This window comes from Mesorhizobium sp. M1D.F.Ca.ET.043.01.1.1, assembly GCF_003952385.1.
In the GTDB taxonomy this organism is placed as follows: domain Bacteria; phylum Pseudomonadota; class Alphaproteobacteria; order Rhizobiales; family Rhizobiaceae; genus Mesorhizobium.
The window spans coordinates 3,607,494-3,633,443 of sequence record NZ_CP034444.1; the positions used below are offsets into that span (position 1 = coordinate 3,607,494).

31 protein-coding genes are annotated in these 25,950 nt (G+C 64.8%); 21 read left to right on the forward strand and 10 right to left on the reverse strand.

The window, feature by feature from the left end:
* Positions 1 to 4 precede the first annotated feature (4 nt).
* Both EJ067_RS17665 and EJ067_RS17670 read left to right on the forward strand, forming a co-directional pair.
* Complete coding sequence (locus EJ067_RS17665) at positions 5 to 1,201, forward strand: GGDEF domain-containing protein (RefSeq protein ID WP_126086895.1); 1,197 nt, start codon at positions 5 to 7, stop codon at positions 1,199 to 1,201.
* A 168-nt stretch (positions 1,202 to 1,369) separates the two neighbouring features.
* Positions 1,370 to 2,563 (forward strand): GGDEF domain-containing protein, encoded by a 1,194-nt coding sequence (locus EJ067_RS17670; RefSeq protein ID WP_126086896.1) that lies wholly within the window; start codon positions 1,370 to 1,372, stop codon positions 2,561 to 2,563.
* On the opposite strand, the gene EJ067_RS17675 is transcribed toward EJ067_RS17670, so the two are convergent.
* On the reverse strand, positions 2,547 to 2,900 hold the full coding sequence (locus EJ067_RS17675; protein ID WP_126086897.1) for a hypothetical protein: 354 nt from the start codon (positions 2,898 to 2,900) through the stop codon (positions 2,547 to 2,549). The two genes, EJ067_RS17670 and EJ067_RS17675, sit on opposite strands and share 17 nt — an antisense overlap.
* 242 nt (positions 2,901 to 3,142) lie before the next feature.
* Here EJ067_RS17675 and EJ067_RS17680 point away from each other — a divergent pair, with 242 nt between their 5' ends.
* The 7 genes from EJ067_RS17680 (at position 3,143) to EJ067_RS17715 (ending at position 8,613) form a co-directional block, all read left to right on the forward strand.
* Entirely contained in the window at positions 3,143 to 3,637 is a 495-nt protein-coding gene (locus EJ067_RS17680; RefSeq protein ID WP_126086898.1) for a hypothetical protein, read from the forward strand.
* Between the two features lie 231 nt (positions 3,638 to 3,868).
* A complete protein-coding gene (sdhC, locus tag EJ067_RS17685) occupies positions 3,869 to 4,291 on the forward strand; it encodes a succinate dehydrogenase, cytochrome b556 subunit (RefSeq protein WP_126086899.1) in 423 nt (140 codons plus the stop codon).
* Positions 4,291 to 4,686, forward strand: a complete 396-nt coding sequence (gene sdhD / locus EJ067_RS17690) for a succinate dehydrogenase, hydrophobic membrane anchor protein (protein ID WP_126086900.1) — start codon at positions 4,291 to 4,293, stop codon at positions 4,684 to 4,686. The genes sdhC and sdhD overlap by 1 nt, the downstream gene beginning before the upstream one ends.
* Before the next feature lie 4 nt (positions 4,687 to 4,690).
* Complete coding sequence (gene sdhA, locus EJ067_RS17695; protein ID WP_126086901.1) at positions 4,691 to 6,526, forward strand: succinate dehydrogenase flavoprotein subunit; 1,836 nt, start codon at positions 4,691 to 4,693, stop codon at positions 6,524 to 6,526.
* A 2-nt stretch (positions 6,527 to 6,528) separates the two neighbouring features.
* A complete protein-coding gene (locus tag EJ067_RS17700; protein WP_126086902.1) occupies positions 6,529 to 6,963 on the forward strand; it encodes a DUF3052 domain-containing protein in 435 nt (144 codons plus the stop codon).
* Positions 6,963 to 7,742 carry a succinate dehydrogenase iron-sulfur subunit gene (locus EJ067_RS17705; RefSeq protein WP_126086903.1) on the forward strand — a complete coding sequence of 260 codons (780 nt, stop codon included), beginning with the start codon at positions 6,963 to 6,965 and terminating at the stop codon, positions 7,740 to 7,742. The genes EJ067_RS17700 and EJ067_RS17705 overlap by 1 nt, the downstream gene beginning before the upstream one ends.
* A 238-nt stretch (positions 7,743 to 7,980) precedes the next feature.
* Entirely contained in the window at positions 7,981 to 8,613 is a 633-nt protein-coding gene (locus EJ067_RS17715; protein WP_126086904.1) for a DUF480 domain-containing protein, read from the forward strand.
* Positions 8,614 to 8,830: 217 nt separating this feature from the next.
* On the opposite strand, the gene EJ067_RS17725 is transcribed toward EJ067_RS17715, so the two are convergent.
* A complete protein-coding gene (locus EJ067_RS17725) occupies positions 8,831 to 9,256 on the reverse strand; it encodes an OsmC family protein (RefSeq protein ID WP_126086905.1) in 426 nt (141 codons plus the stop codon).
* Between EJ067_RS17725 and EJ067_RS35355 the strand changes: the two genes are divergently transcribed.
* From EJ067_RS35355 to EJ067_RS17740, 3 genes are all read left to right on the forward strand, one after another.
* Positions 9,255 to 9,689 (forward strand): hypothetical protein, encoded by a 435-nt coding sequence (locus EJ067_RS35355; RefSeq protein WP_245467982.1) that lies wholly within the window; start codon positions 9,255 to 9,257, stop codon positions 9,687 to 9,689. The genes EJ067_RS17725 and EJ067_RS35355 overlap by 2 nt on opposite strands.
* Positions 9,690 to 9,691: 2 nt before the next feature.
* Positions 9,692 to 10,048: a YciI family protein gene (locus tag EJ067_RS17735; RefSeq protein WP_126086906.1), complete on the forward strand. Its 357-nt coding sequence runs from the start codon at positions 9,692 to 9,694 to the stop codon at positions 10,046 to 10,048.
* A gap of 141 nt (positions 10,049 to 10,189) precedes the next feature.
* A complete protein-coding gene (locus tag EJ067_RS17740) occupies positions 10,190 to 10,720 on the forward strand; it encodes a hypothetical protein (protein ID WP_126086907.1) in 531 nt (176 codons plus the stop codon).
* A gap of 271 nt (positions 10,721 to 10,991) precedes the next feature.
* Here the strand turns inward: EJ067_RS17740 and EJ067_RS17745 are convergent, their stop codons facing one another.
* Entirely contained in the window at positions 10,992 to 12,254 is a 1,263-nt protein-coding gene (locus EJ067_RS17745) for a ubiquinone biosynthesis hydroxylase (RefSeq protein WP_126086908.1), read from the reverse strand.
* Positions 12,255 to 12,362: 108 nt separating this feature from the next.
* On the opposite strand from EJ067_RS17745, the gene tesB reads away from it, so the two are divergent.
* The 7 genes from tesB (at position 12,363) to xth (ending at position 20,343) form a co-directional block, all read left to right on the forward strand.
* Positions 12,363 to 13,226: an acyl-CoA thioesterase II gene (tesB, locus tag EJ067_RS17750; RefSeq protein WP_126086909.1), complete on the forward strand. Its 864-nt coding sequence runs from the start codon at positions 12,363 to 12,365 to the stop codon at positions 13,224 to 13,226.
* Between the two features lie 249 nt (positions 13,227 to 13,475).
* The gene (locus tag EJ067_RS17755) at positions 13,476 to 13,814 is read left to right on the forward strand and encodes a P-II family nitrogen regulator (RefSeq protein WP_006327120.1); all 339 of its coding nucleotides are present in this window, start codon (positions 13,476 to 13,478) and stop codon (positions 13,812 to 13,814) included.
* Positions 13,815 to 13,846: 32 nt separating this feature from the next.
* Entirely contained in the window at positions 13,847 to 15,190 is a 1,344-nt protein-coding gene (locus tag EJ067_RS17760) for an ammonium transporter (RefSeq protein ID WP_126086910.1), read from the forward strand.
* Positions 15,191 to 15,501: 311 nt separating this feature from the next.
* Positions 15,502 to 15,777 carry a hypothetical protein gene (locus EJ067_RS17765; RefSeq protein ID WP_126089659.1) on the forward strand — a complete coding sequence of 92 codons (276 nt, stop codon included), beginning with the start codon at positions 15,502 to 15,504 and terminating at the stop codon, positions 15,775 to 15,777.
* 211 nt (positions 15,778 to 15,988) lie between these two features.
* Complete coding sequence (locus tag EJ067_RS17770; RefSeq protein WP_126086911.1) at positions 15,989 to 18,640, forward strand: DNA translocase FtsK; 2,652 nt, start codon at positions 15,989 to 15,991, stop codon at positions 18,638 to 18,640.
* Positions 18,641 to 18,774: 134 nt separating this feature from the next.
* Positions 18,775 to 19,443, forward strand: a complete 669-nt coding sequence (locus EJ067_RS17775; RefSeq protein WP_126086912.1) for an outer membrane lipoprotein carrier protein LolA — start codon at positions 18,775 to 18,777, stop codon at positions 19,441 to 19,443.
* A 93-nt stretch (positions 19,444 to 19,536) separates the two neighbouring features.
* Positions 19,537 to 20,343, forward strand: coding sequence for an exodeoxyribonuclease III (gene xth / locus EJ067_RS17780; RefSeq protein ID WP_126086913.1), 807 nt, complete (start codon positions 19,537 to 19,539; stop codon positions 20,341 to 20,343).
* Positions 20,344 to 20,401: 58 nt separating this feature from the next.
* Here xth and EJ067_RS17785 read toward each other — a convergent pair whose 3' ends face one another.
* Positions 20,402 to 20,857: a cyclic nucleotide-binding domain-containing protein gene (locus tag EJ067_RS17785; RefSeq protein WP_126086914.1), complete on the reverse strand. Its 456-nt coding sequence runs from the start codon at positions 20,855 to 20,857 to the stop codon at positions 20,402 to 20,404.
* Positions 20,858 to 21,103: 246 nt separating this feature from the next.
* The gene (locus tag EJ067_RS17790) at positions 21,104 to 21,787 is read right to left on the reverse strand and encodes a response regulator transcription factor (protein ID WP_126086915.1); all 684 of its coding nucleotides are present in this window, start codon (positions 21,785 to 21,787) and stop codon (positions 21,104 to 21,106) included.
* An 83-nt stretch (positions 21,788 to 21,870) separates the two neighbouring features.
* Here EJ067_RS17790 and EJ067_RS17795 point away from each other — a divergent pair, with 83 nt between their 5' ends.
* Positions 21,871 to 22,467, forward strand: a complete 597-nt coding sequence (locus EJ067_RS17795) for a L,D-transpeptidase (RefSeq protein ID WP_126086916.1) — start codon at positions 21,871 to 21,873, stop codon at positions 22,465 to 22,467.
* Between the two features lie 77 nt (positions 22,468 to 22,544).
* Here EJ067_RS17795 and EJ067_RS17800 read toward each other — a convergent pair whose 3' ends face one another.
* Positions 22,545 to 22,799, reverse strand: a complete 255-nt coding sequence (locus tag EJ067_RS17800) for a hypothetical protein (protein WP_126086917.1) — start codon at positions 22,797 to 22,799, stop codon at positions 22,545 to 22,547.
* Positions 22,800 to 22,929: 130 nt separating this feature from the next.
* Between EJ067_RS17800 and gcvA the strand changes: the two genes are divergently transcribed.
* Positions 22,930 to 23,856: a transcriptional regulator GcvA gene (gene gcvA / locus EJ067_RS17805; protein WP_126086918.1), complete on the forward strand. Its 927-nt coding sequence runs from the start codon at positions 22,930 to 22,932 to the stop codon at positions 23,854 to 23,856.
* Positions 23,857 to 23,893: 37 nt separating this feature from the next.
* On the opposite strand, the gene EJ067_RS17810 is transcribed toward gcvA, so the two are convergent.
* The 4 genes from EJ067_RS17810 to EJ067_RS17825 form a co-directional block, all read right to left on the reverse strand.
* The gene (locus EJ067_RS17810; RefSeq protein WP_126086919.1) at positions 23,894 to 24,319 is read right to left on the reverse strand and encodes a DUF1761 domain-containing protein; all 426 of its coding nucleotides are present in this window, start codon (positions 24,317 to 24,319) and stop codon (positions 23,894 to 23,896) included.
* Positions 24,320 to 24,368: 49 nt separating this feature from the next.
* Positions 24,369 to 25,040 (reverse strand): methyltransferase, encoded by a 672-nt coding sequence (locus tag EJ067_RS17815; RefSeq protein ID WP_126086920.1) that lies wholly within the window; start codon positions 25,038 to 25,040, stop codon positions 24,369 to 24,371.
* Positions 25,037 to 25,462 (reverse strand): EVE domain-containing protein, encoded by a 426-nt coding sequence (locus EJ067_RS17820; protein ID WP_126086921.1) that lies wholly within the window; start codon positions 25,460 to 25,462, stop codon positions 25,037 to 25,039. Before EJ067_RS17820 ends, EJ067_RS17815 begins: the two co-directional genes overlap by 4 nt.
* A gap of 179 nt (positions 25,463 to 25,641) precedes the next feature.
* Entirely contained in the window at positions 25,642 to 25,938 is a 297-nt protein-coding gene (locus tag EJ067_RS17825) for a YciI-like protein (RefSeq protein WP_126086922.1), read from the reverse strand.
* Positions 25,939 to 25,950: the final 12 nt, after the last annotated feature.

The window sequence follows — 25,950 nt, forward strand, 5'->3', positions numbered from 1 at the left end:
TCCGTTGGACACCGGTCTGCTCATAGCGCTGCTCAATCCGACGATAGCGCTGGCGCTTGGCGCCGCGTTCCTCGTGCTGTGGTTTCATCAGCGCCATCGTCCATATCTGGCGGTGCTGGCGGCAAGCTACTGCCTGTCGGCGCCGGGCTTCCTGCTGCAATATTTCACGCTTCCGGTCGGCATCGTGGCGACCAAGCTGATCTCCAACATATGCTTCACGATCGCCGCCTGCTGCCTTTCCGGTGCGATCGTCGCGCGCTACGGCCGGCGCGTGCCCTATATCGGCATCGGCATCATGACCGGCAGCGGGCTCGCCGCCTTCGCGTGGTTCATGTTCATGCAGCCGGATCTCACCTGGCGCGTGCTGGCCATGAATTTCGGCTTCGGCGGTCTCAGCCTGCTCGTCGCCGCCGAGCTCAGGACGGTGCGCAACAACGGGCCGACCGAAAAAATCCTGTTCATTCTGGCGCTGCTTTCCGGGCTGAACTTCACCGCCCGCACACTGATCGTCGTCATCGCGCATGGACCGTTCCCGAGCTATGATGGCTTCTACGGCTCGTCCTACTGGACGACGGCGCTGCTTTCGCATGCGCTTTTGTCGCTGCTCATCGCGCTCTGCCTGTTCACGGCGGCGGCGCTCGACGTGCTGAAGGCGCTGAAGGCCGAGACCCATACCGATCCGCTGTCCGGCCTGCTCAACCGCCGCGGCTTCGAGGAACGGGCGGCAGCTCTGCTCGATCAATGCGCCAGAGCGGGGTTTCCCGTGGCGCTGGTGCTTGCCGACCTCGATCACTTCAAGGCGCTCAACGACCGGCACGGACATGAGGCGGGCGACCGGGTGATTGCCGATTTCTCCGCCAAGCTGCGCTTTGCCACGGGCGCCCGCGGCGCCGCCGGCCGCATCGGCGGCGAGGAGTTCGCCGTGCTTCTGCCGCTCAGCGATCTCGCCGCGGCGCGCCTGTTCGCCGAAGCGATCCGCAGCTTCTATTCGGCCGGGGCCGTCGACGGCCTGCCGCCCGGCACCAGGGTGACCGCGAGCTTCGGCGTCGCCGCCCGCACCGGCAATGAAGGGCTGGCGCCGCTGATGCGGCGCGCCGACGAGGCGCTCTACAAGGCCAAGAGGAACGGCCGCGACAGCGTCCGCCTTTCGTACGAGCGCCCCGAAACCGCCTTCGTGCCCGAAGCGGCCAGCGTCGGCTGAGACGGACGGGCCTGGGTCATCGGAGACGCCACGCCGTTCGAGATGACCCCCGAGCTATCGCGACCGCCAAGGACGCTTCGCCAAATCTCGAAGATATGCAGCCACCATAGCCCGCGTTAACATGTTTTTCGCCCGTCGGTGGTTTTCTGTGCCGGGGACTCAAGGAACATGGGCAGCGCTGATTTCATCCTGGTGATCAATCTGTTCGTCGCCGGGCTGCTGGCGGCGGCCTTCATGACCATCGCCATCCATGATGTCGGGCGCGTGTCGGCGCGCTGGCTCGCTCTCGGCTATGGACTCGGCATGGCCTATTTCGCCATCGAGTTCAGCATTCCCGCCTTTGCCGATGCCCGGCTGCCGGTTGTCGTGGCCTTTGCCGTCTTCCTCGGCGCAACCATTGCCTTCAACGGCGGGCTTGCCCACAAATACGGCGTGCGCCCGCCCTGGGCGCCGATGCTGTTCTTCCTGGCTGTCGCCTCGGCCGCCGTCTATCTGGTGCAGGACCTGCCCCGCCACTCGCTCACCCGCATGATGGCCTATCAGCTTCCCTATGCCGCCATGCAGTTCACCGCTCTCGGCATCGTGCTGTCCTCCAGGCAAAGGCTTGGCCGGCTCGATCACCTCTTGATGGCCGTGCTCGCGGCAAGCGCGGCGCAGTTCGCATCAAAGCCTTTCATCGCCGGCGCGCTGGGCGGCTGGGGCGCCAATCCGCAATCCTATGTGCAGACGGGCTATGCGCTGGTGTCGCAATCGCTCGGCACCGTGTTCGGTCTGGCTGTGGCGCTGCTCGCGCTCGCCATACTGGTGCGCGACGTGCTCGCCGAGGCGATGTCGAAATCGGAGACCGACACGCTGTCGCGGCTGCTCAACCGCGGTGGCTTCGAACGTCATGCCGAGCTCGCAATCAGGGATGCGGTGCGCCAGGGCATTCCGGTGGCGCTGGTCATCGCCGATCTCGACCACTTCAAGAACATCAACGACAGCTACGGCCATGCCAGCGGCGACCGCGTCATCGAAACCTTCGCGGGTCTCCTGCGCGAGGCGGCGGCGGAGCATCATGTCGCCGGCCGCATCGGCGGCGAGGAGTTCGCCATCATCCTGCCCGGCACCAACCTTGCCGCCGCGCGGCTGTTCGCGGAGGGGGCGCGCAACGCCTTCGGCGCGCTGCCGATCGAGGGACTGCCCGCCGGTCATCGCTGCAGCGCGAGCTTCGGCGTCGCCGAGCTTGCCGCGGACGAGGGTTTCTCAGATCTGTTTCGGCGCGCCGACGAGGCACTCTACGCGGCCAAGAATGCCGGCCGCGACTGCGTGCGCGTCGGGCTGGCGACTTTGCGGGGAAAGGCGCTCAGCGGCAGGGGCTGAGATTGGGCATCTCGCCGTCGGAAAGCCCGTACATGTAGGAGCGGCCCTTCACGAAGACCGGCGGCTGATAGCAACCCGGCGCGCCAGCATCGTCGGAGTCATATACGACATCGGGCTGGCCGGCGCCGGTAAAGTTGGAGAGCTCCTTGGCGTGCCTGCCCTCGCCGACGATGATGCGCTTGTAGCCGGCGGCGCTGTCGATGACAAGATTGCCGAAGGAATCGGCATAGACGCGGTCATGATGGCGCAAACCCGCCTCGGCCGGCGCGGCAATCGCGGTGGCGAGTGCCGCCAGCGTGACGGCCGCGATGCTTGCCCGCACTGAATTCGAACGCATGTCGCTCTCCCTTTAAGCGCGCTGCGACCTTGTCGGATCGCGCTGCACAACGTCGAATCAGAAATTAACTCTTTCTTAACCTTTGTTAAGAGGCGGACGGCCTCCGCTGGCGGATCTTAATCAACATGGTTAATTTCGGCGGCCTGGATCGCATCGTCCAGCCCAACCCGGCTGACTCAGGGTGAACTTGATCTTGGCGCGCCGCGTGGCTAGCGTGCCGCGCACGAAAGGGGCTGCCGCATATGAGCTTTGGCCGCACGGTTCGGGTGTCGATCGCCATCCCGCTGCTTCTCGCAGCCGCTGCCTGCGTGCCGCAGGATGGCGCGCCGAAGGCGGTGAATGCTGCATCGTCCGCGGCTACGCCCGCACCGGTTCAGCCGCCCGCCGCGCCAGCGGCGCCCCCGATATCCGCAGCACCCCCGATATCCGCAGCGCCCAAAACGCCCGGAACCGCCCCGGCACCCGCAACCAAGATCATCACCGACCTGACCGCGCCGCGATCCGGTGTCGGAACGGCCACCTACAGATGCGGCAATGGCGGCATGATCACCATCCAGAATCTTGGCCGGTCGCTGCGTGTCATTGGACCGGACGGCGCGGCCGAGGAGTTTGCGGCGTCGCCGGCCAACCAGAGCAGCCGCTACCAGGAAGCGGCGACGCATGACGCAATCGTGATCGACGGACGCGAGGCGCTGGTGATGAAGAGAGGGTCGACGCCGCAGACCTGCAGAAGGTAGCGATCCTCGTTGCCATACCGCACTGCAGCGACGTTGCGCCGGCTTCGCATCGCCCGCTAATCGATTGAAGCGGATTTCCCCCTTTTTGTCAGACTAAATGACGTTTCCAAAACGATTTTCCGGCTTTGACGCGGTGCAAAAAGCGCATTAGAAACCGCCTATCCGAAGCCATATACGGAGGCGGCAAACGCCGCGCCTGTCGCGGCTCCGGAACGCCGAACTGGGGGAGCCATGAGCAAATCACCAGCCACCCGCGCAGTTGCCAGACATGAGCGGCCGCTTTCGCCGCATCTGACGATCTACCGGCCGCCGATCACGATGACGATGTCGATCATCCATCGCGTCACCGGCGGCGCGCTCTATTTCGGCACGCTGCTGGTGGCGGCATGGCTGATCGCGGCTTCGACCTCGCAGGCCGCCTTCGATCTCGTCAACTGGGCCTTCGGCTCCTGGCTCGGCCGGCTGGTCCTGTTCGGCTACACCTGGGCGCTGATGCACCACATGCTGGGCGGGCTGCGCCATCTTGTCTGGGATACCGGCGTGGGGCTTGAGAAACACACCGCCTCGAAGATCGCCTGGGCGACGCTCGCCGGCTCGATCGTGCTGACGCTGCTGATCTGGATCGCCGGCTACATGGCGCGGGGAGCACTCTGATGACCGCAAAGAATTCGGACATGCGCACGCCGCTGGGCAAGGTACGCGGCCTCGGCTCGGCCCGCGAAGGCACCGGCCATTTCTGGCGCCAGCGGCTGACGGCGATCGCCAACATCCCGCTCATCCTGTTCTTCGTAGGCTTCCTGATCGCGGTCAACGGCCACGGCTATGCCGACGTGCGGGCTTCGCTCGCCAATCCGTTCGTGGCGCTGGTGCTGTCACTGGTGCTCATTTCCGGCCTCTACCACATGCGGCTCGGCATGCAGGTGATCATCGAGGACTATGTGCATAGCGAAGGCATGAGGCTGGCGCTGATCGCCCTCAACACATTCTTCACAGTGGCAGTGGGCGTCGCCTCGCTCTTCGCCCTGCTCAAACTCGCATTCGGAGGCTGACGTCTTGGCCAACGCAAATACAACCGGCACGGCTTCCGCCTACACTTTCGTCGATCACAAATTCGATGTGGTGATCGTCGGCGCCGGCGGCGCCGGGTTGCGCGCCACGCTCGGCATGGCCGAGCAGGGGCTGCGCACCGCCTGCATCACCAAGGTGTTCCCGACCCGCTCGCATACGGTGGCGGCCCAGGGCGGCATCGCCGCTTCGCTCGCCAACATGGGTCCCGACAACTGGCAGTGGCATCTCTTCGACACCGTCAAGGGTTCGGACTGGCTGGGCGACATCGACGCGCAGGAATACATGGTGCGCGAGGCGCCCGCCGCGGTCTACGAGCTCGAGCATTACGGCGTGCCGTTCTCGCGCACGGAGGAAGGCAAGATCTACCAGCGGCCGTTCGGCGGCATGATGATGAATTTCGGCGACGGCCCGCCGGTGCAGCGCACCTGCGCCGCCGCCGACCGTACCGGCCATGCCATGCTGCATACGCTCTACGGCCAGTCGCTGAAGAACAACGCGCAGTTCTTCATCGAGTATTTCGCGCTCGACCTGATCATGGAGCCGGACGGCACCTGCACCGGGGTCGTTGCCTGGAACCTCGACGACGGCACCATCCACCGCTTCTCGGCGAAGATGGTGGTGCTGGCGACAGGCGGCTATGGCCGCGCCTATTTCTCGGCCACCTCGGCGCATACCTGCACCGGCGACGGCGGCGGCATGGCCGCACGTGCCGGGCTTGCGCTGCAGGACATGGAGTTCGTGCAGTTCCACCCGACCGGCATCTACGGCGCCGGCTGCCTGATCACCGAAGGCGCGCGCGGCGAGGGCGGCTATCTCGTCAATTCCGAAGGCGAGCGCTTCATGGAGCGCTATGCGCCGTCGGCCAAGGACCTTGCCTCGCGCGACGTGGTCTCACGCTGCATGACGATGGAGATCCGCGAGGGCCGCGGCGTCGGCCCGAAGAAGGACCACATCTTCCTGCATCTCGACCATCTCGACCCGGCCGTCCTGCATGAAAGGCTGCCAGGCATTTCGGAGTCGGCAAAGATCTTCGCCGGCGTCGACCTGACCAAGGAACCGATCCCGGTGCTGCCGACGGTCCACTATAACATGGGCGGCGTGCCGACCAATTACTGGGGCGAGGTGCTCAACCCGACGTCGAGTAGCCCGGACAGGGTGTCGCCGGGGCTGATGGCGGTGGGCGAGGCGGCCTGCGCTTCGGTGCACGGCGCCAACCGGCTGGGCTCGAATTCGCTGATCGACCTGGTCGTCTTCGGCCGCGCCGCGGCGATCCGCGCCGGCCAGGTGATCGACCGCAATTCGCCGATTCCTTCGCCCAACGAAGTCTCGGTCGAGAAGATCATGGACCGCTTCGACCGGCTGCGCCACGCCAACGGCTCGACGCCGACGGCCAGCTTGCGCGAAAAGATGCAGAAGGCGATGCAGGAGGACGCTGCGGTGTTCCGGACGCAGGAATCGCTCGAAAACGGCTGCAAGCGCGTCTCGCAGATCTGGGGCGAGCTCAAGGACATCAAGGTGTTCGACCGCTCGATGATCTGGAATTCGGACCTGGTCGAAACGCTAGAACTGGAAAACCTGATGGCCAACGCCATCACCACGGTCTACGGCGCCGAGGCGCGCAAGGAGAGCCGGGGCGCGCACGCGCGGGAAGATTTTTCCTCTCGCGACGACGCCAACTGGCGCAAGCATACACTGGCTCATCTCAGCGAGGACGGTGAGGTGACGCTCACCTACCGGCCGGTGCATACCGAGACGCTGCTGGCGGAAAAGGACGGCGGCATCAATCCGGCCAAGATCGCGCCGAAGGCCAGGGTGTACTGACCATGGCATTGGTGGCCGCGGGATATTCCGGCACGCCTCTTCCGGCCAAGCTCGGCCTGAAGGACGGCATGGTCGCCGCCTTCATCGCGCTGCCGTCGGAGCTCGATCAACTGACCGAGGCCGTTTCCTTTGCCGGCGTCGACCGGCTCGCGGAATGGTCGGCGATTTCGGGCAGCTGGAAATACGACGCCGTGCAGGCCTTCACCCGGCAGCGCGCCGAGATCGAGGATGGTCTGGCCGGCATCGAGATGGCGATCAAGCGTGACGGCATGGTTTGGGTCTCGTGGCCGAAGAAGGCCTCGAAGGTGGCGACCGACGTTACCGAGGATGTGATCCGCGTCGAGGCACTCAAGCTGGACCTCGTCGACGTCAAGGTCGCCGCCGTCAATGAAATCTGGTCCGGGCTGAAGCTCGTCATCCGAAAGGACCGCAGGTAATGGTCGAACTCACGCTTCCCAAGAATTCGAAGGTCCAGCAGGGCAAGACCTGGCCGAAGCCGGAAGGCGCCACCAATCTGCGCGAATACCGCATCTATCGCTGGTCGCCGGACGACGGCCAGAACCCGCGCATGGACACCTATTTCGTCGACATGGACGATTGCGGGCCGATGGTGCTCGACGCGCTGCTGTGGATCAAGAACAAGATCGACCCGACGCTGACGCTGCGCCGCTCGTGCCGCGAAGGCATTTGCGGCTCCTGCGCCATGAACATCGACGGCTCGAACACGCTCGCCTGCACCAAGGGGGCGGAGGACATTTCGGGCGCGGTGAAGGTCTATCCGCTGCCGCACATGGCTGTGATCAAGGACCTGGTGCCAGACCTCACCAATTTCTACGCCCAGCACGCCTCGATCGAGCCATGGCTGAAGACGGTGTCGCCAACGCCCGCCACCGAGTGGCTACAGAGCCATGAGGACCGTGCGAAGCTCGACGGGCTCTACGAATGCATCCTGTGCGCCTGCTGCTCCACCTCCTGCCCGAGCTACTGGTGGAACGGCGAGCGCTATCTCGGCCCGGCGACGCTATTGCAGGCCTATCGCTGGCTGATCGACAGCCGCGACGAGGCGACCGGCGAGCGGCTCGACAATCTCGAAGACCCGTTCCGGCTCTATCGCTGCCACACCATCATGAATTGCGCGCAGACCTGCCCCAAGGGTCTGAACCCGGCCAAGGCGATCGCGGAGATCAAGAAGATGATGGTGGAGCGGCGGGTTTAGCCTTGGCGGGATAACCCACGACAACTCCAACGCGGCGATCCTTCGCGCCCCCCTCTGTCCTGCCGGACATCTCCCCCACGGGTGGGGAGATTGGCTGTCATGAGGGCTTTCGCCTATCTCCAAGGTTGAAGGATGAAGCGCGGTCGGCGAAGCTGCTGATCTCCCCCCAAGTGGGGGAGATGTCCGGCAGGACAGAGGGGGGCGCTGTCCCGCCAGCGTCAGAAAGGATTGCACGGCAATGAGCGAAGACCTTGCCATCCTCTCCCCCGCCGAAGCGCGTGTGCTCGGCTGCCTGATCGAGAAGAAGGAACTGACGCCGGACGTCTATCCGCTGACGCTCAACGGCGCGCATCAGGCCGCCAACCAGAAGACGGCGCGCGAGCCGGTGATGGCGCTAGAGCTGACCGAGGTTCGGCGGGCGCTGAGCCAGCTTGAGCAGAAGGGCCTGGTGCGCCAGGCCTTCGCCTCGCGCGTCGAGCGCTACGAGCATCTGATGGCGCAGCGTTTTTCGCTCACCACGCCGCAGATCGCGGTGATCGGGCTTTTGCTCCTGCGAGGCGCGCAGACCGCGCATGAACTGCTCGCGCGTTCGGAGCGGATGGCGCGCTTCGCCTCGATCGAGGAGCTTCGCGACAATCTCGACCTGATGATCGGCCGCCGGCCGCCGCTCATCCAACTGCTCGAACGCGCGCCCGGCCAGCGCGAGGAGCGCTATGTGCATCTGCTGAGCGGGCCGGTGGAAGCGGCGGTGGCGGCGGCGCCCTGGCAGCCGGCGGTGTCGGCATCCGATTCCGATCTCGAAGCGCGTGTGAAGGCGCTGGAGGAGGAGGTCGCGGCGTTGCGCGCGAAGATCGAGGCGCTGGGCGGTTAACCTTACCCGAAGCGTTGGCGCGAGGCCCCCCTCTCTGTCCTGCCGGACATCTCCCCCTCAAGGGGGGAGATCAGATGTCACGCCGGCTTTCGCCAACCGCCGACGTTGAAAGAGGAGCGCCAGCAATCGAGCTGCCAATCTCCCCCCTTGAGGGGGAGATGCCCGGCAGGGCAGAGAGGGGGGCGAAGGATCACTGCCGCTCAGATGAGAACGCCGTTCACCCCAACCTTGCGTCCAGCGACACCTTTATAGCCCCGAGCGCCTTTGACACTGGGCACTCGGCCTTGGCCTTCTCGGCCAACTCCTTGAACTTCGCCGCGTCGATGCCCGGCACCTTGCCGACCACGGTGAGAGCGCTGCCGGTGATGCCGGTGCCGGGCACCAGCGTCACCACCGCCTTGGCGTCGAGCTCGTCGGCAGGCGTGCCGTTCTCGGCGAGGAAGTGCGAAAACTGCATGGCGTAGCAGCCGGCATGGGCGGCGGCGATCAGCTCCTCCGGATTGGTGCCGGACTTGCCGCTCTCGTCCTCGAAACGCGCCTTGAAGGAATAGGGCGTGCCCTTCAAGGCGCCGCTCTGGGTGTCCAGCGCGCCTTTGCCCTCTTTCAGATTGCCTTTCCAGACGGCGTTTGCGGTGCGGTCCATGAAGTCCTCCTGGCTTTCGGGGTTTGCGCCGGCGGAGACCGGCGTTCCCCTGGACTATAGCGCGGACGCGCCGGAAGGCCATGGCACGATTGCGCCTACGCAGGCGGCGCCTGCGAAAAATTCTCAAAAAAGCGCGTGCAAAAATGTCGACTTCCATCCGGTCCGGTCGTCCTGCGGGCGGCCATGGAGTTTACGGCCGATGGAGGTTCAGATGGAAAATCTGTTTTTCGCGCTTTGGAGGCGCCCCGGCCGAAGAACCCGGCGGCCGGAAGAATTCTGGCTGGATCCGCCGCCATCCGGCTTCGGGCGGCTGGCGGCTGCCGTGGCCATCATCGCGCTCGCGGCGTTCCTGCTCGACCACGCGGCGGCGCTTAGCGGCAAGGCTGACAGCGTCGCCGTCGCCTCATATGGTTCATCACAGCAAGGGAACTGACAATGAAATATGTGCTGCTGGTCTATGGCCAGGAAAAAGACCTCTTCGCGCTCACCCCGCAGCAATCGGCCAAGCTCGATGCCGATTCGCTCGCTTATGACAGGGAACTGGAAAGACAAGGAAAGCTCATCGTCGCGCAGGCGCTGCAGCCGGTGAAGCTGTCGAAATCGCTCAGGCGGCGCAAGGGCAAGCGGCTGGTGACCGACGGCCCGTTCGCCGAAACCAAGGAGCAATTGCTCGGCTTCGTCATGGTCGAGGCGGCGGATCTCGACGAGGCGCTGGCGATCGCCGACGGAATACCGCTGGCCGAACTGGGCACCGTCGAGGTCAGGGCGATCTACGACATACCGGGTTCATAACCGCCGGTCAGGCTGGGCGCGCCGCATTGAAGCTGTCTCTCGCGGGAAACATCTTCAGAGTTTCTTCATAGACGCAACCGTTGCGTGTTGAAGCAGGGCCGCACTTCTCTTATCGTCGCCGCGATTTCGGGGGAATTCGGCATGCCTTTCCTGATTGCGATCCTTGGCCTGCTCGGAGCGGCCGCCATCTGGTGGTACCGGCTGAAATATATGAGCGACGCCGCGCGCGAAGTCGCCGACGTCGTCGGCCGGGTTCAGGGAAATATCCGCCGCAAGAAGCTGCGCAAGCAGGCGGCGCTGTCGCCGCTGACGGCGATCGATGACCCGGTCGTCGCGGCCGCGACGCTGATCACCGCGATCGTTTCGGAACAGGGCCCGGTCCTGCCGCAGCGCGAAGCCGTCATCCGCGAGGTGATTTCGCAGATCGCGAGCAGCCAGAAGAAGACCGACGAGGCGGTGGTCTACGCCAAATGGGCCGCCGCGCAGATCGACGACACCACGATCGTCATCGACAAGCTGGCGCCGTTCCTGCGCGAACGCCTCGACCCGCACGAGCGGGACGATCTGCTCGGGATGCTGAACCGCGTCGCGCAGGGCGGCGAACAGAGCCTGAAGATACCGGACCAGCGCATGCTGAGGCTGCGGCAGAAGCTCGGCTTCGAGGTCAACTAAGCTGAAGCAGCGGCGACCGGACCGCCTGCCTTGGTGATTGGTCGAAACGCCTCTCGCGTCGTCATTCTATGGCGGAGGAAGGAGCGAAGCGACGCGGCGCAGACCATAGAATCCATTCCGTGACGTTCAAGCGTTGCAACGGTGCAGAGTTCTGTTCCGCTGCATTCCTTGGCTAAGGTCACGGAATGGATCCTCGGGTCTTCGCGTCCGCTTCGCTCCCGCTCCGCCCGTGGATGACGACGTCGTGTAGGCCTCGGCCAATTGCGAGGTGCTAGATCGCCTCGCCCTTCAATAGCCGCGGGGTGTCGCCGGACAGGCCCGAGGCCTGGCGGATGAAGAAATCCTTGAGCTTGGGCATGCGCTCGACGAGGCCGAGGCCGATGTCGCGTACCGCGCGCAGCGGGCCGATGTCGTTGGAGAAGAGCCGGTTCAGCACGTCGGTGGTGACGCCCATCTGCAGCGTGTCGAAGCGCCGCCACTGCTGGTAGCGCTCGAGCACGTCGAGGGCGCCGATGTCCTGGCCGAGGCGGTCGGCCTCGACCACCACTTCGGCCAGCGCGGCGACATCCTTGAACCCGAGATTAAGGCCCTGCCCGGCGATCGGATGGATGCCGTGCGCGGCGTCGCCGGCAAGCGCGATGCGGGGCGCGACGAAGGCACGGGCAAGCGTGAGGCCGAGCGGCCAGGCGCGCGGTTTGTCGGCGACATGGATTTCGCCGAGCTTGAGCCCGAAGCGCTGTTCCAGCTCATGCTCGAAGACGAACTCGTCGCCGTCGACCAGTTTCCGGGCATCTTCCGATCGCTCGACCCAGACGATCGAGGAGCGGTTGGTGCCGTCCTTGCCGGGCTTCAGCGGCAAGGTGGCGAAGGGGCCGGCCGGCAGAAAATGCTCCTCGGCGCGGCCGTTATGCGGGCGCTCGTGGGCTATCGTGCAGACGATGCCGGACTGGCCGTATTCCCATTTCACCGTCTTGATGCCGGCCATGTCGCGCAGCTTCGAATGGACGCCGTCGGCGGCAATCAGCAGCCGCGCCTTGAGCGTCGCGCCATCCGCCAGATGCACGGTGATGCCGGCGCCGCCCGGGTCGAAGGCGCTGACGGCCACGCCTTCGATGATGTCGATGCCGAGCTTTTCGGCGCGGCGGCGCAGCGCCCCGTTCAGATCCCGGTTTGCGACCATATGCGCGAACGGTTCGCCGGGCGCTACCTCGCCGTCGAAGGTCAGGAACACCGGGCGCACCGGATCGGCGGCGCGAGAGTCGGTGATGATCATCTCGGTGATCGCCTGCGCCTCGGGCGCGATCTCGTCCCAGACGCCGAGCAGCTCCAGCATGCGGCACGCCGCAGCGGCGATCGCCGAGGCGCGGCCGTCCTTTTCCCAGACGCCGGCGGGCGCGGCGTCGACGATCGCGACGCCCAGGCTCGGGCGCGCCTGCTTCAGCGATACCGCGGCGGCAAGGCCGACATAGCCGGCACCGGCCACCAATACATCCAGCGACGCCTCGCCTGCCCCATCCGCCTTGCGGTCGACCATGGCACTTTCCTTTCGCGGCTTCCGGTCCCGGCTGCCGCCGTAGCAGCTTGACTGCTTGCCTGTCCTGTCCGAAACCCGCCATGGCACATCTTTTCAAGGACGTGGAACATGACGGCAGCCATGGACGAGCTTCTCGACATTCTCGACCTCGAGCAGCTCGAACACAATCTGTATCGTGGTCGCAGCCCGAAGCTCGACTGGCAGCGCGTGTTCGGCGGCCAGACCATCGCCCAGGCGCTTGTCGCGGCCCAGCGCACCGTCGAGCCGGAGCGCCATGTGCACTCGCTGCATGGCTATTTCATGCGGCCCGGCGACACCAAGGTGCCGATCGTCTACGAGGTCGACCGCATCCGCGACGGCGGTTCCTTCACCACGCGCCGGGTGGTGGCGATCCAACATGGGCAGGCGATCTTCTCGCTGGAAGCTTCCTTCCAGCAGGACGAGGTGGGGCTGGAGCATCAGCTGCCGATGCCGCGCGACGTGCCGGCGCCCGACACGCTTTTGTCGCAGCGCGAGCTGCTCGGCAAGTTCGGCGAGGCGGTGCCGGAAGGCATAAAGCGCTACTGGGAGCGCGACCGGCCGATCGAGATGAAGCCGGTGATGCTGAAGCACTATACCAGCCGCGAGAAGCTGGAGCCTGAGCAGAACATCTGGATCCGCACCACCGGCCCGGTGCCGGAAGACCGCGCGACGCAGGCGGCGGTGCTTGCCTATCTCTCCGACATGACGCTGCTCGACACCTCGACCTTCGCGCATGGCCGCGCCATCTTCGACCGCGACATCCAGGCGGCCAGCCTCGACCACGCCATGTGGTTCCACCGCAGCCATTCGCTGGACGACTGGATCCTCTACACCCAGGACAGCCCCTCCACGCAAGGCTCGCGCGGTTTCACCCGCGGCTCGCTGTTCGCGCGCGACGGAACGCTGATCGCCTCGGTCGCCCAGGAAGGCCTCATCCGGCTGAGACGCTGAGCCGGCTTCCGGCTTAAAGCCTATAAAGCGGGCATTTTCGAAATTTTGCCTATTTCTTAATCAGTTGCCCTGACGCCGCTGCGCACGATTTCTGTGCAAGGGCCGCCCATTCCCTTTGTTTACAACAGGTTAACGACCTGCTTCGGCAATTGGCACGGAGCTTGAATCCTGTCCGGCACTCTCCGGCTCTCATGGGATCGGCGAAGGTGTGCAAACGCGGGGGACCGCAACAGCAAAGGGTGAAACCTTATGAAAATCGTGATGGCAATCATCAAGCCGTTCAAGCTCGACGAGGTGCGCGAAGCGCTCACCGCCGTCGGCATCCAGGGCCTGACCGTCACCGAAGTCAAAGGCTACGGGCGTCAGAAGGGACATACGGAAATCTACCGCGGCGCGGAATATGCGGTGAGCTTCCTGCCCAAGATCAAGATCGAAGTCGCCGTCGGCGCCGACATGGTCGACAAGGCCGTCGAAGCCATCACCGCGGCCGCCAAGACCGGTCAGATCGGCGACGGCAAGATCTTCGTCTTCGGCATCGACCAGGCGGTGCGCATCCGCACCGGCGAAACAGACACCGACGCGCTGTAAAGCGGCGACCAGCTATTCCAACGGAGAGTTCAATGAATATTCCTTCCACCTTGAAGACGACGGGACGCGCCGCCGCTGCGCTCGCCCTCGTAGCGCTTAGCACGGCCGCCGCTTTCGCCCAGGAGGCCGCCCCGGCCGCGCCCGCCGCACCCGCCGCGCCGACCCCGGTGCTCGACACCGGCAACACCGCCTGGATGCTGACCTCGACGGCGCTGGTGCTGATGATGACCATTCCTGGCCTGGCGCTGTTCTACGGCGGCATGGTGCGCAAGAAGAACGTGCTCGCCACCATCATGCAGAGCTTCGCCATCACCTGCCTGGTGACGGTGCTGTGGTTCATGTTCGGCTATTCGCTGGCCTTCTCCGACGGCGGCGGCATGAACGCCTATCTCGGCGGCTTCTCGAAATTCTTCCATCAGGGCATCACCACCTCGACGCTGTGGCTGCCGGGCGTGGCGAACATCCCTGAATTCGTCTTCTCGATGTTCCAGCTGACCTTCGCCATCATCACGCCGGCGCTGATCGCCGGCGCGTTCGCCGAGCGCATGAAGTTCTCGGCGCTGCTCATCTTCATGGGCTTGTGGCTGGTCTTCGTCTACGCCCCGATCGCGCACTGGGTCTGGGGCGGCGGCTTCCTCGGTTCGGCCGGCGTTCTCGACTTCGCCGGCGGCACGGTCGTCCATATCAACGCCGGTGTCGCGGGCCTGGTCTGCGCGCTCGTCCTCGGCAAGCGCGAGGGCTACGGCACCACCAACATGGCGCCGCACAACCTCGTCTATTCGGTGATCGGCGCCTCGCTGCTGTGGGTCGGCTGGTTCGGCTTCAACGCCGGCTCGGAGCTTGCGGCCGACGGCCTTGCCGGCGCGGCGATGATGAACACGCAGGTCGCCACCGCCGCGGCGGCGCTGGCCTGGATGTTCGCCGAATGGATCGTCGCCAAGAAGCCTTCGGTGCTCGGCATCATCTCGGGCGCCGTCGCCGGCCTCGTCGCGGTGACGCCGGCTTCCGGCTTCGTCAACCCGACCGGCGCCTTCATCGTCGGCATCATCGCCGGCGTCGTCTGCTACCTCTCGGCGGTCAAGCTCAAGCATGCCATGGGCTATGACGACTCGCTCGATGCCTTCGGCGTCCACGGCGTTGGCGGTGTGGTCGGCGCCCTGCTCACCGGCGCGCTCGCCGATCCGGCGATCAATGCGCTCGGCAAGGGCGCTTCGGTCGGCACGCAGATCTACGGCATCGTCTTCACCATCCTGTGGACGGCGATCGCCACCTTCGTCATCCTCTTCATCGTCAAAGCGCTGGTCGGCCTGCGTCCGAGCAGCCAGGAAGAGGTCGAGGGCCTCGACGTCACCCAGCACGGCGAAGTGGTGCCGTAAGGCGGGCTTTGCCAAAGGGCCGGCGGATCCTCCTCCCGCCGGCCCGGATATCAACGAAGACACCAACGAAAGCCGCGCTGCGGCTTTCTGGATCTCCTCCCAAGATCCCGTCGTGATGTTCTCGAAAGAGGCTCACGCCTTGAGGCCCGGAAAGACCTTCCGGGCCTCCTTTTTGTTTGGCGGATCGTCAGGCGGACTTTCGATCACATTCACTTGATTGCGCCTGCATGAAACGCTGGCTGTCGCGGTTTCGTACTTGGATAGCGACCGCTGCCGTGGCGCTCGCCAAACAAAAGGGAAGGAACCAACCCATGAACTTCAAGAATATCTTCCTGGGAGCAATGGCTCTGTCGATGGTCAGCGGGGTTGCACTTGCTGGCGCGCTCGACGAGCCGGACAACATGGCGCCGTTCTTCACCGATGCCGGCATGAAGACCATGAAGCCCGAGGCCGATTTCAAGGCCGCCTGGGCCGCGACAGCCAAGGACAAGCAGGACATGATGATGAAGGAGTGCCAGGACGCGGCGATGAGCAAGCCCCACGCCGAATTCTGCGCCAACCTGATGATGTACGCCGGTCACATGTGATTTGCGGCAGATCGGGTCCGGACGGGCCTGATCGTTTCACCGTCGCCGATGAGAGATGGCGGGCTCCACCGGCCCGCCATTTGCTTTCCGAGGGCATGCCGGTAAAGGGCCATGGTTAATGCGGCCTTAACCTTCCCGCCGATAGTCTGTCGTCCGAATCTGCCGGAGTGCGCCAAGCGCCCGGCCAGGCAACGACTAACGGGGAAGAGGCATGCGTTCAGGCGCTTCAGCACCGCTCGCGCTGACCGATACGGGGCACGGCATCCAGGCGTTCGCGCGGCGGCAGGTCGGACGGCTGGTCGGCGCCGGCCTGTTCGTGTTCACCGCTTTCGGCGTCGCCAGCCTCGCCACCTGGAACGTGGCCGATCCGAGCTTCTCGCACGCCACCAACAACATCGTCACCAACGCCATGGGCTATGCAGGCGCGGTGTTTTCCGACCTCGCCATGCAGTTCTTCGGCCTGGCCGCCGTCGCGGGCCTGGTGCCGGCGGTGGTCTGGGGCTTTCTTCTCTTCTCCGCGCGTGGTGTCGACAGGCTGCCGAAACGCGGGCTGGCCTGGTTCGGCTATGCGCTCACCGCCGCGGCGATGGCCGGATGCGTCACGCCGCCCAACACCTGGCCGCTGCCGACGGGTCTCGGCGGTGTGTTCGGCGACATGGTGCTGAAAATCCCCGGCATCGCCGTCGGCGGCTATCCGAAGGGCCTTTTCGCCAGCATCATCGCGGTGGTTCTCGCCGCGCCGGCGCTGTGGCTGTTCGCCTATGGCTCGGCGCTGATTGCGCGCAGGAACGGCTTTGCCGTCATGGAGCGCGCCGCCGCGCCCGATCCGCGCGAACAGGACGATCTGCTCTTCGACGAGGATGAGGACGAAGGCGACGAAGGCATCCTGGCGCTCGGCGCCATCACCCACTGGTGGCTGTCGTTCCGCGCATGGATGCACCGCCGCGCCGCCCGCCGCAGGCAGGAGCGCGACGAGTTCGAGCCACCGATGGAGCCGCGGGCAAGCGCCTGGCGGCGCGCCGCCGAGCGGGTCGAATCGGCCGAATATGCGGAGGCCAGGATGAGCCCCGGCGGCCGCGCCCGCGTCGAGCCGGAATTCTTCGCCGCCATGGTCAACGACCGCAGCGCTTCGGTCGACCCGGTCGACGACGATGTCTTCGACGACGAGGAAGACGCCGATCTCGACGAATTCGATGACGAGCAGCCGGTGCAGCGCCGCGCCAATGTGCGCAACTTCCGCTCGGACGCGGCGACCCGCGTCGAAGCCCCGGCGCCGCGCCCGGTGCAGGGCGCGCGCGTCCAGCGCGAAGCGCAGACCTCGCTGATCGGCTCCGGCGCGTTCGAGATGCCGTCGCTGCATTTCTTGTCCGAGCCGAAGAACGTGGCGAAGGATCCGAGCCTGTCGAAGGATGCGCTGGAGCAGAACGCAAGGCTGCTTGAAGGCGTGCTCGAGGATTTCGGCGTCAAGGGCGAGATCATCCATGTCCGCCCCGGCCCGGTCGTAACGCTCTATGAGCTGGAGCCCGCGCCCGGCATCAAGTCCTCGCGCGTCATCGGCCTTTCCGACGACATCGCCCGCTCGATGAGCGCGATCGCCTGCCGCGTCGCCGTCGTGCCCGGCCGTAACGCCATCGGCATCGAATTGCCGAACGCCAAGCGCGAGACGGTCTATCTGCGGGAAATCATGGCAAGCCGCGACTTCGAGACGACGAAGGCCAAGCTCGCGCTGGCGCTCGGCAAGACCATCAACGGCGAGGCGGTCATTGTCGACATCGCCAAGATGCCGCACGTGCTGGTCGCCGGCACCACCGGCTCGGGCAAGTCGGTCGCCATCAACACCATGATCCTGTCGCTGCTCTACCGGCTGACGCCGCAGGAATGCCGGCTGATCATGATCGATCCGAAGATGCTCGAGCTCTCGGTCTATGACGGCATCCCGCATCTGCTGACGCCCGTCGTCACCGATCCGAAGAAGGCGGTGGTGGCGCTGAAGTGGACCGTGCGCGAGATGGAGGATCGCTACCGCAAGATGTCCAAGGTCGGCGTGCGCAACATCGACGGTTTCAACGCGCGCGTCCAACAGGCCGAGAAGAAGGGCGAGAAGATCTCGCGCACGGTGCAGACCGGCTTCGACCGGCAGACCGGCGAGGCGATCTACGAGACGGAGGATCTCGATCTCGAGCCGATGCCCTATATCGTCGTCATCATCGACGAGATGGCCGACCTGATGATGGTCGCCGGCAAGGACATCGAAGGCGCGGTGCAGCGCCTGGCGCAGATGGCGCGCGCCGCCGGCATCCATGTCATCATGGCCACGCAGCGCCCGTCGGTCGACGTCATCACCGGCACCATCAAGGCCAACTTCCCGACGCGCATCTCCTTCCAGGTGACGTCGAAGATCGACAGCCGCACGATCCTCGGCGAGCAGGGCGCCGAGCAGCTGCTCGGCATGGGCGACATGCTCTACATGGCCGGCGGCGGCCGCATCCAGCGCGTCCACGGCCCGTTCGTTTCGGATGACGAGGTCGAGCGGATCGTCGGGCATCTCAAGCTGCAGGGCGTGCCCGAATATCTCGACGCCATCACCGAGGACGACGATGAAGACGACGAGGACGGTTCGCCGAGCAAAGGCTCCGGCGGCGGCGGCAATTTCGAGGATTCCGACGATCCCTACGACCAGGCGGTGGCGGTGGTGCTGCGCGACGGCAAGGCCTCGACCAGCTATATCCAGCGCCGGCTCGGCATCGGCTACAACCGCGCCGCCTCGATCATCGAGAAGATGGAGAAGGAAGGCATCGTCGGCCCGGCCAACCACGCCGGCAAGCGCGAGATCCTGGTGCCGACGGACGAAGATAAGTTTTAGGCCATGTCGGCGGACGGCAACTTTGAACCTTCCGGCGCGTTCATGCGACCAAGCGCCCGTGTGACCCGCCAAACTTAGGCCCAACTGGGGGTCCAGAGACTGCGACCAAGAACGAATCACAGGAAGTGACCGGCATGAAGACCCAGACAGATTTCGCTCCGACCCGCCGGCAGGTGCTCGGCCTCGGGCTTGCGCTCGCGGGCGCGGCCGCAATCAATGTCATGCCGGGCTTCCAGCTCTTGGCCCAGGCGCAGGCCGCGATTCCGCCGGCGGCGCAAAAGATCGCCGACCACTTCTCCTCGGTCAAATCGATGAGCGGCGAGTTCGTGCAGTTCGGCCCGAAGGGCGAGCAGACCGGCGGCAAGTTCTTCCTCGAACGTCCCGGCAAGATCCGCTTCAACTATGACGGGTCGTCGAATTTCCGGGTGATCTCCGACGGCAAGTCGGTGGTGATCCTCAACAAGAAGCTCAACACGTCAGACCTCTATCCGCTGTCGAAGACGCCGCTGAAACTATTGCTCGACGACAGGATCGACCTCTCCGGCGGGCGCGTGAAGGCGGTCAAGGAAGAGGACGACCTCACCACAATCCAGCTCTCCGACAAATCGGTGTTCGGCAACGCCCGGATCACCATGATGTTCGATCCGAAGAGCTATGAGCTGCGCCAGTGGACGATCACCGACGCGCAGGGCAAGGACACGACGGTGATGATCTTCAACGTCAAGGAAGGAGTCTCCATCCCGCCGGACACCTTCGCCATCGACTATACGGCGAACCGCGAGCTGAACACGAAGACGCGCTAGATTTAAATGAGACCGGCCTGCAAAGCGCAGGCCGGCTTGTCTTTGCGGCGCGCAGGTGGCAGTAGCTCGGCGATCTTTGCCGGACCCGCCTGAATGCCCTTCACCATCGCCACCTGGAACATCAACTCCGTGCGCCTGCGCATGCCGATCGTCGAGCGGCTGCTCAGGGAGCATGCGCCGGATGTGCTCTGCCTGCAGGAAACCAAGGTGCCGGACGAGCTTTTTCCCGAGAAGGCCTTCCGCAAGGCGGGGTACGGGCACATCCATTTCCATGGCCAGAAGGGCTATCACGGCGTGGCAACCGTGGCGCGCCGGCCGATCGAGCTGGTCGAGAAACGGCGTTTCTGCGAGATCGACGACAGCCGGCATCTGTCGGTCAAAGTGCAGGCCGGCGACAGGTCGATCCTGCTGCACAATTTCTATGTGCCGGCCGGCGGCGACGAGCCGGACCCGGAGATCAACCGGAAATTCCGACACAAGCTCGACTTCGTCCACGAGATGAACGGCGTGCCGGCGAGCCGGGACGATCAATCCGCCTCGATCCTGGTCGGCGACCTCAACATCGCGCCGCGGGAGCATGACGTCTGGTCGCACAAGCAATTGCTCAACGTCGTCAGCCACACGCCGGTCGAGACCGAAAACTTCGAGGCGATGCGGCAGGCCGGCGGCTGGGTCGACCTGATGCGGCTCAACGTGCCCGCCGAGCAGAAGCTCTACACTTGGTGGAGCTACCGCGCGAAGGACTGGGAGGCCTCGGATCGCGGCCGCCGGCTCGACCATGTCTGGTCGTCGGCCAATCTGGTGCCGAACTTTAGAGGCTACGAGATCCTGAAGGCGGCGCGCGGCTGGGAGAAGCCGTCGGATCATGTGCCGGTGATTGCCAGGTTCGATCTGGCTTGACGCCCGGTGACGAGAGAGCGCCTGCATTTCCTTCGCTATTGCGCGTTCGTCAGGCCGCTCACCCCGTAAAGCGCGGCGCGAGTTCCTCGATGCGGGCGATCATCTCTCGGAATTCTTCCAGGATGCGCTCGTGCAGCTGCGCCGCCAGCTCCGGATATTCCTCCAGGATGCGGCGGAACATCTTCCGGCTCAAGCGGATCACCTCCGAATCGGCCGCGGCCGAGGCGCTGGTCAGGCGTCTGGTATCGGCGATCAAAGCGAGCTCGCTGAGCATGGCGCCCGGGCCGGCCGTGCCGATCGGGATGCGCTCGCCGCCCTGCTCGCGGTAGAGCGCGATCAAGCCGCTGACCACGATATAGGCCGAGTCGGCCTCGTCATCCTCGAGATAGAGCTTGCGATCGGCCTGCAGGAAGGTGTTTTCCGCGCCGAATGCGAGCAGGCGCAACTGTTCCTGCGTGAAGCCCTGAAAAAGCTTCACGGCGGACAGGATGCGGATGTCGTCATCGAGCGCCATCCTAGCTGTGTCCCCGAGCGGTCAGTCCAGTCCCTCCTTTGGAGCGTCGCGTCCCTTCGGATGCGCGCACTCCAACCTTCCAATCGCGCATCGTACGATGCGTCCAGCGAGCCGATCCATCACCCTCCAGCACCAGGATCGCACCCGAAGCGGTCCCGCCCGACCGCTCAGTCTGTCTGTTTCGACGCAATTCCGGACGGAAAACCGCCTCATACTTTCCTGGAATTGCTCTAGATCATGAAATGTTTAAGGAACCAGCTTGTAGCCGCCGCTTTCTGTCACAAGAATTTCGGCATTGGAAGGATCGCGCTCAATCTTCTGGCGCAGCCGGTAGACATGGGTTTCAAGCGTATGCGTGGTGACGCCTGAATTGTAACCCCACACCTCTTCCAGGAGCACGTCGCGCGTTACCACTTTCTGGTCGGCGCGGTAGAGATATTTGATGATCGATGCCTCCTTTTCGGTCAGCCGCACCTTGGCGCCGCGCGAATCGATCAGAAGCTTCTGGCTGGGCTTGAACGTGTAGGGGCCGACCGAGAAGGTGGCGTCCTCGCTCTGCTCGTGCTGGCGCAGTTGCGCACGGACGCGCGCCAGGAGCACGGCGAAGCGGAAGGGCTTGGTGACATAGTCGTTGGCGCCGGCCTCGAGCCCCAGGATCGTGTCGGAATCGGTGTCGTGGCCGGTCAGCATGATGATCGGCGCCTTGTAGCCGCCCTTGCGCAGGATCTTCACCGCCTCGCGGCCGTCCATGTCGGGCAGTCCGACATCCATGATCAGCAGGTCGACAAGGCCGCCGCGCGCCGCGGCGACGCCTTTTGCGGCGGTGGATTCCTGCTGGACGTCGAATTCTTCGTAAAGCGCCAGTTGCTCGACGAGGGTGGCTCGCAGGTCGTCGTCGTCGTCAACGATCAGAATGGTCCGTGATGTCATGATCAATCCGTTGTTTTAAAAAGAATATTCAGTTGACCTCCCCCCATTTATGCGGAAGCTCACCGGCGCAACAGCCGATCACAGTGATTTGTTCCGTGAGACAATCATACAAGAAAAAACGCGCGCGCAATGAGGCAGGCGCATTTTTGCCGAAGGGCCTGCGTGTCCTGGTTGTGCGTGCGAGGCCCGGCAACCCTGCGCAGGGGTTGCTGCAAGCCGGCAAAACGGTGTTTCCCTGCGCGCTCGGGCGCGGCGGCATCTCCGCCGGCAAGCGCGAGGGCGACGGCGCGACGCCGCTGGCCGCGATGCGCATATTGTCAGGCTATTTCCGCAACGAGCAGTTTCCCGGCGGGCGCCGGACAAGGCTGGCGATGGCGCCGATCGGGCCGGACCTCGGCTGGTGCGAGGTGCCGGACGACCGCAACTACAACCGGCCGGTGAAGATCCCCTATGGCGCCAGCCATGAACGGATGCGTCGGGACGACCGGCTTTACGATGCCTGCCTGGTGCTGGACTGGAACATCGCGCCACGCCGTCGCGGGCGCGGCAGCGCGATCTTTTTCCATCTGGCGCGCCCGGGCTTCACGCCGACGCAAGGCTGCGTCGCGGTCACGGCGCGCACCATGGCAAGGCTGCTGCCGCTGCTGTCGGATCGCACGGTGGTGAGGGTGGTGAGGTAGGGGAGCAGGGGAGCAGGGGAGCAGGGGAGCAGGGGAGCAGGTACTGCCTTTCCCTACTGCCCTATTGCCTTGGTCCCTTATCGACGCGGCTGCTGCCAGCCCGTATCCAGCAACCCGATCCGGCCAAGCTCGCGGTCCATCGCCTTTGAGACGTCCCGGCGCTCGCCGCCGATGTCGCGCAGCTGACGGTCGGAGAGATCCTCGACCGCATCATGGGGAAGCCGGACGGCGACTCGAGCCTGGCGCAGCCAGTCGACCGTGGCGCGCAGCCAAAGGGCGACACCGGGGCGGGGGTTCAAGGCGGTCTGGGGCTTGAGAACGATCTCGGTCATGGCTTCATCCGTGTTCTCCGGACGTCAAATCCGGTTTGATAGTGTTTCGATGACGTCATCATGCCGGATTGAAAAATAAACGAGAAACGAGTAGTTCTTGTTTGATCATCAAGTTTTATTTGGAGATCGAATGTCCCGCCTGCTGCCCGGAACGCGCGCGTTGAGGACCTTCGAGGCGGCGGCCAGGCATCTCAATTTCACCCGCGCCGCCGATGAGCTCGGCCTGACGCCGGCGGCGGTCAGTCACCAGATCAAGGAAATCGAGGATCAGCTCGACCTGGTGCTGTTCACGCGCACCAGCCGCACCATCCGGCTGACCGAAGCGGGCAATGTGCTTCACGAGGCCTCGGTCGATGCGCTCGACCTGCTTGGCCGTGCCGTCAGCCGCGCGCGCAAGATGAGCAGGGGCACGGCGCTGCTCAAGATCACGCTCGACGCGCAGTTCGCCACAAAATGGCTGATGCGGCGCGTCGACGATTTCCGTAGGCAGCGGCCGGGGATCGAGCTCCGCTTCGACATCACCTCCAAGCTGCGCGAGTTCGAACGTGACGATGTCGATGTCGGCATCCGTTTCGGCGCCGGCAAATATCCGGGACTATGCGCTGACCGGCTGTTCGAGAACGTTATCATTCCCGTTTGCAGTCCTGCTCTGCTGCGGGCCGGACCGCCGCTAAAGGAGCCGCGCGATCTTTTCCGTCACACGCTCGCCCATATCGAATGGGCCCGTCAGGGTATCACATGGCCGAACTGGCGCATGTGGATGGCGGCGGCCGGCGTCGATGATTTCGACGACAGCCGGACCATCGTGTTCGACACCTCGACAGATGTCGTCCAGGCGGCACTCGACGGCATTGCCGTCGCGCTTGCCGATTTCGCCATGGTCGCCAAGGATCTGTCCGAGGGCAGGCTCATCCGGCCCTTCGAGCTCGGCATCAAGGTCGCGCCGGAGTTCGCCTACTTCCTGGTCTATCCGGAAGCGATGAAGGATGACGCGCGGATCATTGCCTTCCGCGATTGGCTGCTCGATGAGGTGGCGAAGGACGAAGGGTCGGAGTAGCGATGCTGCGGATCGCTTCGCACTTTCTGACGCCACTTTAGCCCGCAGGAGCCGCCGGCGCGCCGAACCAGCCGATCACCACGCCGATGATGATGAGCACGCCCAGCCAATGGCCGGCGTCGATCAGCGTCAGGTCCCAGCCGAAACCTTCATAGCGGTGGTTGACCGAAAGCGTGGTGGCGACGAAGCCCAGCCAGAGAACGAAACCGAAGATCACACCAGCGAGCGGATTGGGCTCGCCGCCGGTGATCGCGCCGACCACCAGCGTCATGACCAGCGCCATGATCAGCTCCGCGATGAAGCTGACGATGAACGGAGCGACAGAGCGCTTCATGGTTGCCGGGTCGAGCTTTGCCGCTCTGAGCCAAGGCTTGCTCAAGCCCGTATACCAGACAGCACCGAACAGCCACGCCACGACGGCGGCGACGATCACCGCCAGCCAGTTCACCGTTGAAAAATCCATGAGTACCCTCCCGAATGGCAGCCGATGGAATCCCTGTTCGCCGGCGGCGTCAAGCGGGGAGAGCGGGATCCCACCGCCAGACGGTGGTGCGCTTGACCTCGGCATCCTCCAGCACGCGCGTCACCGGCACCTGGTAGACGGCGAGCGATCGCAGCCCCTTCTTCGGCAGGTAGGCTCGGCCGGGATCGCCGACGAGGATCTCGGCGCCGCGCGCTTTCAGGCTGCTGAACCACGGCACCAGCCTGTCCGCCAGCGGCTTGTCGTAGAAGACGTCGCCGGCGAGCACGACGTCCCAGCCGTCATCCGTACCGATGCAGTCGGCATCGAGGAATTCGGCCTTCACGCCATTGGCTTCCAGGTTGAGCGTGATCACCGTTTGGCAAAAAGGGTCGATATCGGCGGCGATCACTTGCGCCGCGCCGGCCTTCAAGGCGGCGATCGCGACCATGCCGGAGCCGGAAGCGAAATCGAGCACGCTTTTGCCCCGCACCATCGCCGGATGGTCGAGCAGATAGCGGGCGAGGCCCTGGCCGCCGGCCCAGGCGAAGGCCCAGAAGGGCGGCGGCAGGCCGATCTCGGCCAGCTCCTCCTCGGTGCGCAGCCAAAGATCATGCGCCTCGTCGGCCAGGTGCAGCAGCACTTCCGGTACATGCGGCGGCGCCATCAGCGCCGTGTTATCGAGGATGAAAGTCTTTGCGCTTTTGGGCGAGAGCCTGGTCACGGCGCCGGGTTGAGATCGGCCATGCGGCAGACCTCTTTCCACTCTGCCGGCGTCACCGGCTGCACGGAAAGCCGGCCCAGCCGGACCAGCGCCATGTCGGAGAGCTTCGGATTGGCCTTGACCTGTTCCAGCGTCACCGGCTTCGGCACGTCCTCGAAAGCGCGGATATCGACGCATTCCCAGCGCGGATCGTCGGTGGTGGTGTCGGGATGGGCGAGCGCGCAGACCTCGGCGATGCCGACGATGTCGAGGCCCTCGTTGGAGTGGTAGAAGAAGCCCAGATCGCCGATCTGCATCGCCTTCATGTTGTTGCGCGCGGCGTAGTTGCGCACACCGTCCCACTGCGTGCCGGCCTTGCCTTTCGCCTTCAGCGCCTCGAAGGAGAAGACCGAGGGTTCGGACTTGAACAGCCAGTAGTTCATCTCAGTTGTCCTGTTGCCGTTGTCGGTGAGCCATTATTCAGCGCTGGCGCTGCCCCTCACCCTACCCTCTCCCCGTAAGGACGGGGAGAGGGGGTCGCCAGCGTTGGAGCCTCTCCCTTCTCCCCGTTCTTACGGAGAGAAGGGAGAGGCAGCCGGATGAGGGGCAGCGCAAACGAACCTCATTCGGCCGCGGGCTTCTGGAAGACCCAGTTCCATGCTCGGATTTCGACGCTCTCGAACAGCCCGGCCTTGGCATAGGGATCGGCGGCCGCCAGTGCTTGCGCGCCGGCGATGTCAGGCGCTTCGATCATCACCAGGCTGCCGTCGGGCTTGCCGTCTTTGTCGAGAAACGGGCCGGCAAAGGCAAGTTTCCCCTCGCTGATCAGGCCTTCCAGGAACGCCGCGTGCGCCGGCCGCGTGTCGACACGCAGCTGCAGGCTGCCGGGCTTGTCCTTGCAAATCAACGCGAACAGCATGTCTAAACTCCG

Excerpts from the sequence above, each read along its gene's own strand:
- EJ067_RS17670 (WP_126086896.1), top strand. The coding sequence starts at position 1,370 with ATGGGCAGCGCTGATTTCATCCTGGTGATCAATCTGTTCGTCGCCGGG.
- EJ067_RS17675 (WP_126086897.1), bottom strand. The coding sequence starts at position 2,900 with ATGCGTTCGAATTCAGTGCGGGCAAGCATCGCGGCCGTCACGCTGGCG.
- EJ067_RS17680 (WP_126086898.1), top strand. The coding sequence starts at position 3,143 with ATGAGCTTTGGCCGCACGGTTCGGGTGTCGATCGCCATCCCGCTGCTT.
- sdhC (WP_126086899.1), top strand. The coding sequence starts at position 3,869 with ATGAGCAAATCACCAGCCACCCGCGCAGTTGCCAGACATGAGCGGCCG.
- sdhD (WP_126086900.1), top strand. The coding sequence starts at position 4,291 with ATGACCGCAAAGAATTCGGACATGCGCACGCCGCTGGGCAAGGTACGC.
- EJ067_RS17700 (WP_126086902.1), top strand. The coding sequence starts at position 6,529 with ATGGCATTGGTGGCCGCGGGATATTCCGGCACGCCTCTTCCGGCCAAG.
- EJ067_RS17705 (WP_126086903.1), top strand. The coding sequence starts at position 6,963 with ATGGTCGAACTCACGCTTCCCAAGAATTCGAAGGTCCAGCAGGGCAAG.
- EJ067_RS17715 (WP_126086904.1), top strand. The coding sequence starts at position 7,981 with ATGAGCGAAGACCTTGCCATCCTCTCCCCCGCCGAAGCGCGTGTGCTC.
- EJ067_RS35355 (WP_245467982.1), top strand. The coding sequence starts at position 9,255 with ATGAAGTCCTCCTGGCTTTCGGGGTTTGCGCCGGCGGAGACCGGCGTT.
- EJ067_RS17725 (WP_126086905.1), bottom strand. The coding sequence starts at position 9,256 with ATGGACCGCACCGCAAACGCCGTCTGGAAAGGCAATCTGAAAGAGGGC.
- EJ067_RS17735 (WP_126086906.1), top strand. The coding sequence starts at position 9,692 with ATGAAATATGTGCTGCTGGTCTATGGCCAGGAAAAAGACCTCTTCGCG.
- EJ067_RS17740 (WP_126086907.1), top strand. The coding sequence starts at position 10,190 with ATGCCTTTCCTGATTGCGATCCTTGGCCTGCTCGGAGCGGCCGCCATC.
- EJ067_RS17745 (WP_126086908.1), bottom strand. The coding sequence starts at position 12,254 with ATGGTCGACCGCAAGGCGGATGGGGCAGGCGAGGCGTCGCTGGATGTA.
- tesB (WP_126086909.1), top strand. The coding sequence starts at position 12,363 with ATGACGGCAGCCATGGACGAGCTTCTCGACATTCTCGACCTCGAGCAG.
- EJ067_RS17755 (WP_006327120.1), top strand. The coding sequence starts at position 13,476 with ATGAAAATCGTGATGGCAATCATCAAGCCGTTCAAGCTCGACGAGGTG.
- EJ067_RS17760 (WP_126086910.1), top strand. The coding sequence starts at position 13,847 with ATGAATATTCCTTCCACCTTGAAGACGACGGGACGCGCCGCCGCTGCG.
- EJ067_RS17765 (WP_126089659.1), top strand. The coding sequence starts at position 15,502 with ATGAACTTCAAGAATATCTTCCTGGGAGCAATGGCTCTGTCGATGGTC.
- EJ067_RS17770 (WP_126086911.1), top strand. The coding sequence starts at position 15,989 with ATGCGTTCAGGCGCTTCAGCACCGCTCGCGCTGACCGATACGGGGCAC.
- EJ067_RS17775 (WP_126086912.1), top strand. The coding sequence starts at position 18,775 with ATGAAGACCCAGACAGATTTCGCTCCGACCCGCCGGCAGGTGCTCGGC.
- xth (WP_126086913.1), top strand. The coding sequence starts at position 19,537 with ATGCCCTTCACCATCGCCACCTGGAACATCAACTCCGTGCGCCTGCGC.
- EJ067_RS17785 (WP_126086914.1), bottom strand. The coding sequence starts at position 20,857 with ATGGCGCTCGATGACGACATCCGCATCCTGTCCGCCGTGAAGCTTTTT.
- EJ067_RS17790 (WP_126086915.1), bottom strand. The coding sequence starts at position 21,787 with ATGACATCACGGACCATTCTGATCGTTGACGACGACGACGACCTGCGA.
- EJ067_RS17800 (WP_126086917.1), bottom strand. The coding sequence starts at position 22,799 with ATGACCGAGATCGTTCTCAAGCCCCAGACCGCCTTGAACCCCCGCCCC.
- gcvA (WP_126086918.1), top strand. The coding sequence starts at position 22,930 with ATGTCCCGCCTGCTGCCCGGAACGCGCGCGTTGAGGACCTTCGAGGCG.
- EJ067_RS17810 (WP_126086919.1), bottom strand. The coding sequence starts at position 24,319 with ATGGATTTTTCAACGGTGAACTGGCTGGCGGTGATCGTCGCCGCCGTC.
- EJ067_RS17820 (WP_126086921.1), bottom strand. The coding sequence starts at position 25,462 with ATGAACTACTGGCTGTTCAAGTCCGAACCCTCGGTCTTCTCCTTCGAG.
- EJ067_RS17825 (WP_126086922.1), bottom strand. The coding sequence starts at position 25,938 with ATGCTGTTCGCGTTGATTTGCAAGGACAAGCCCGGCAGCCTGCAGCTG.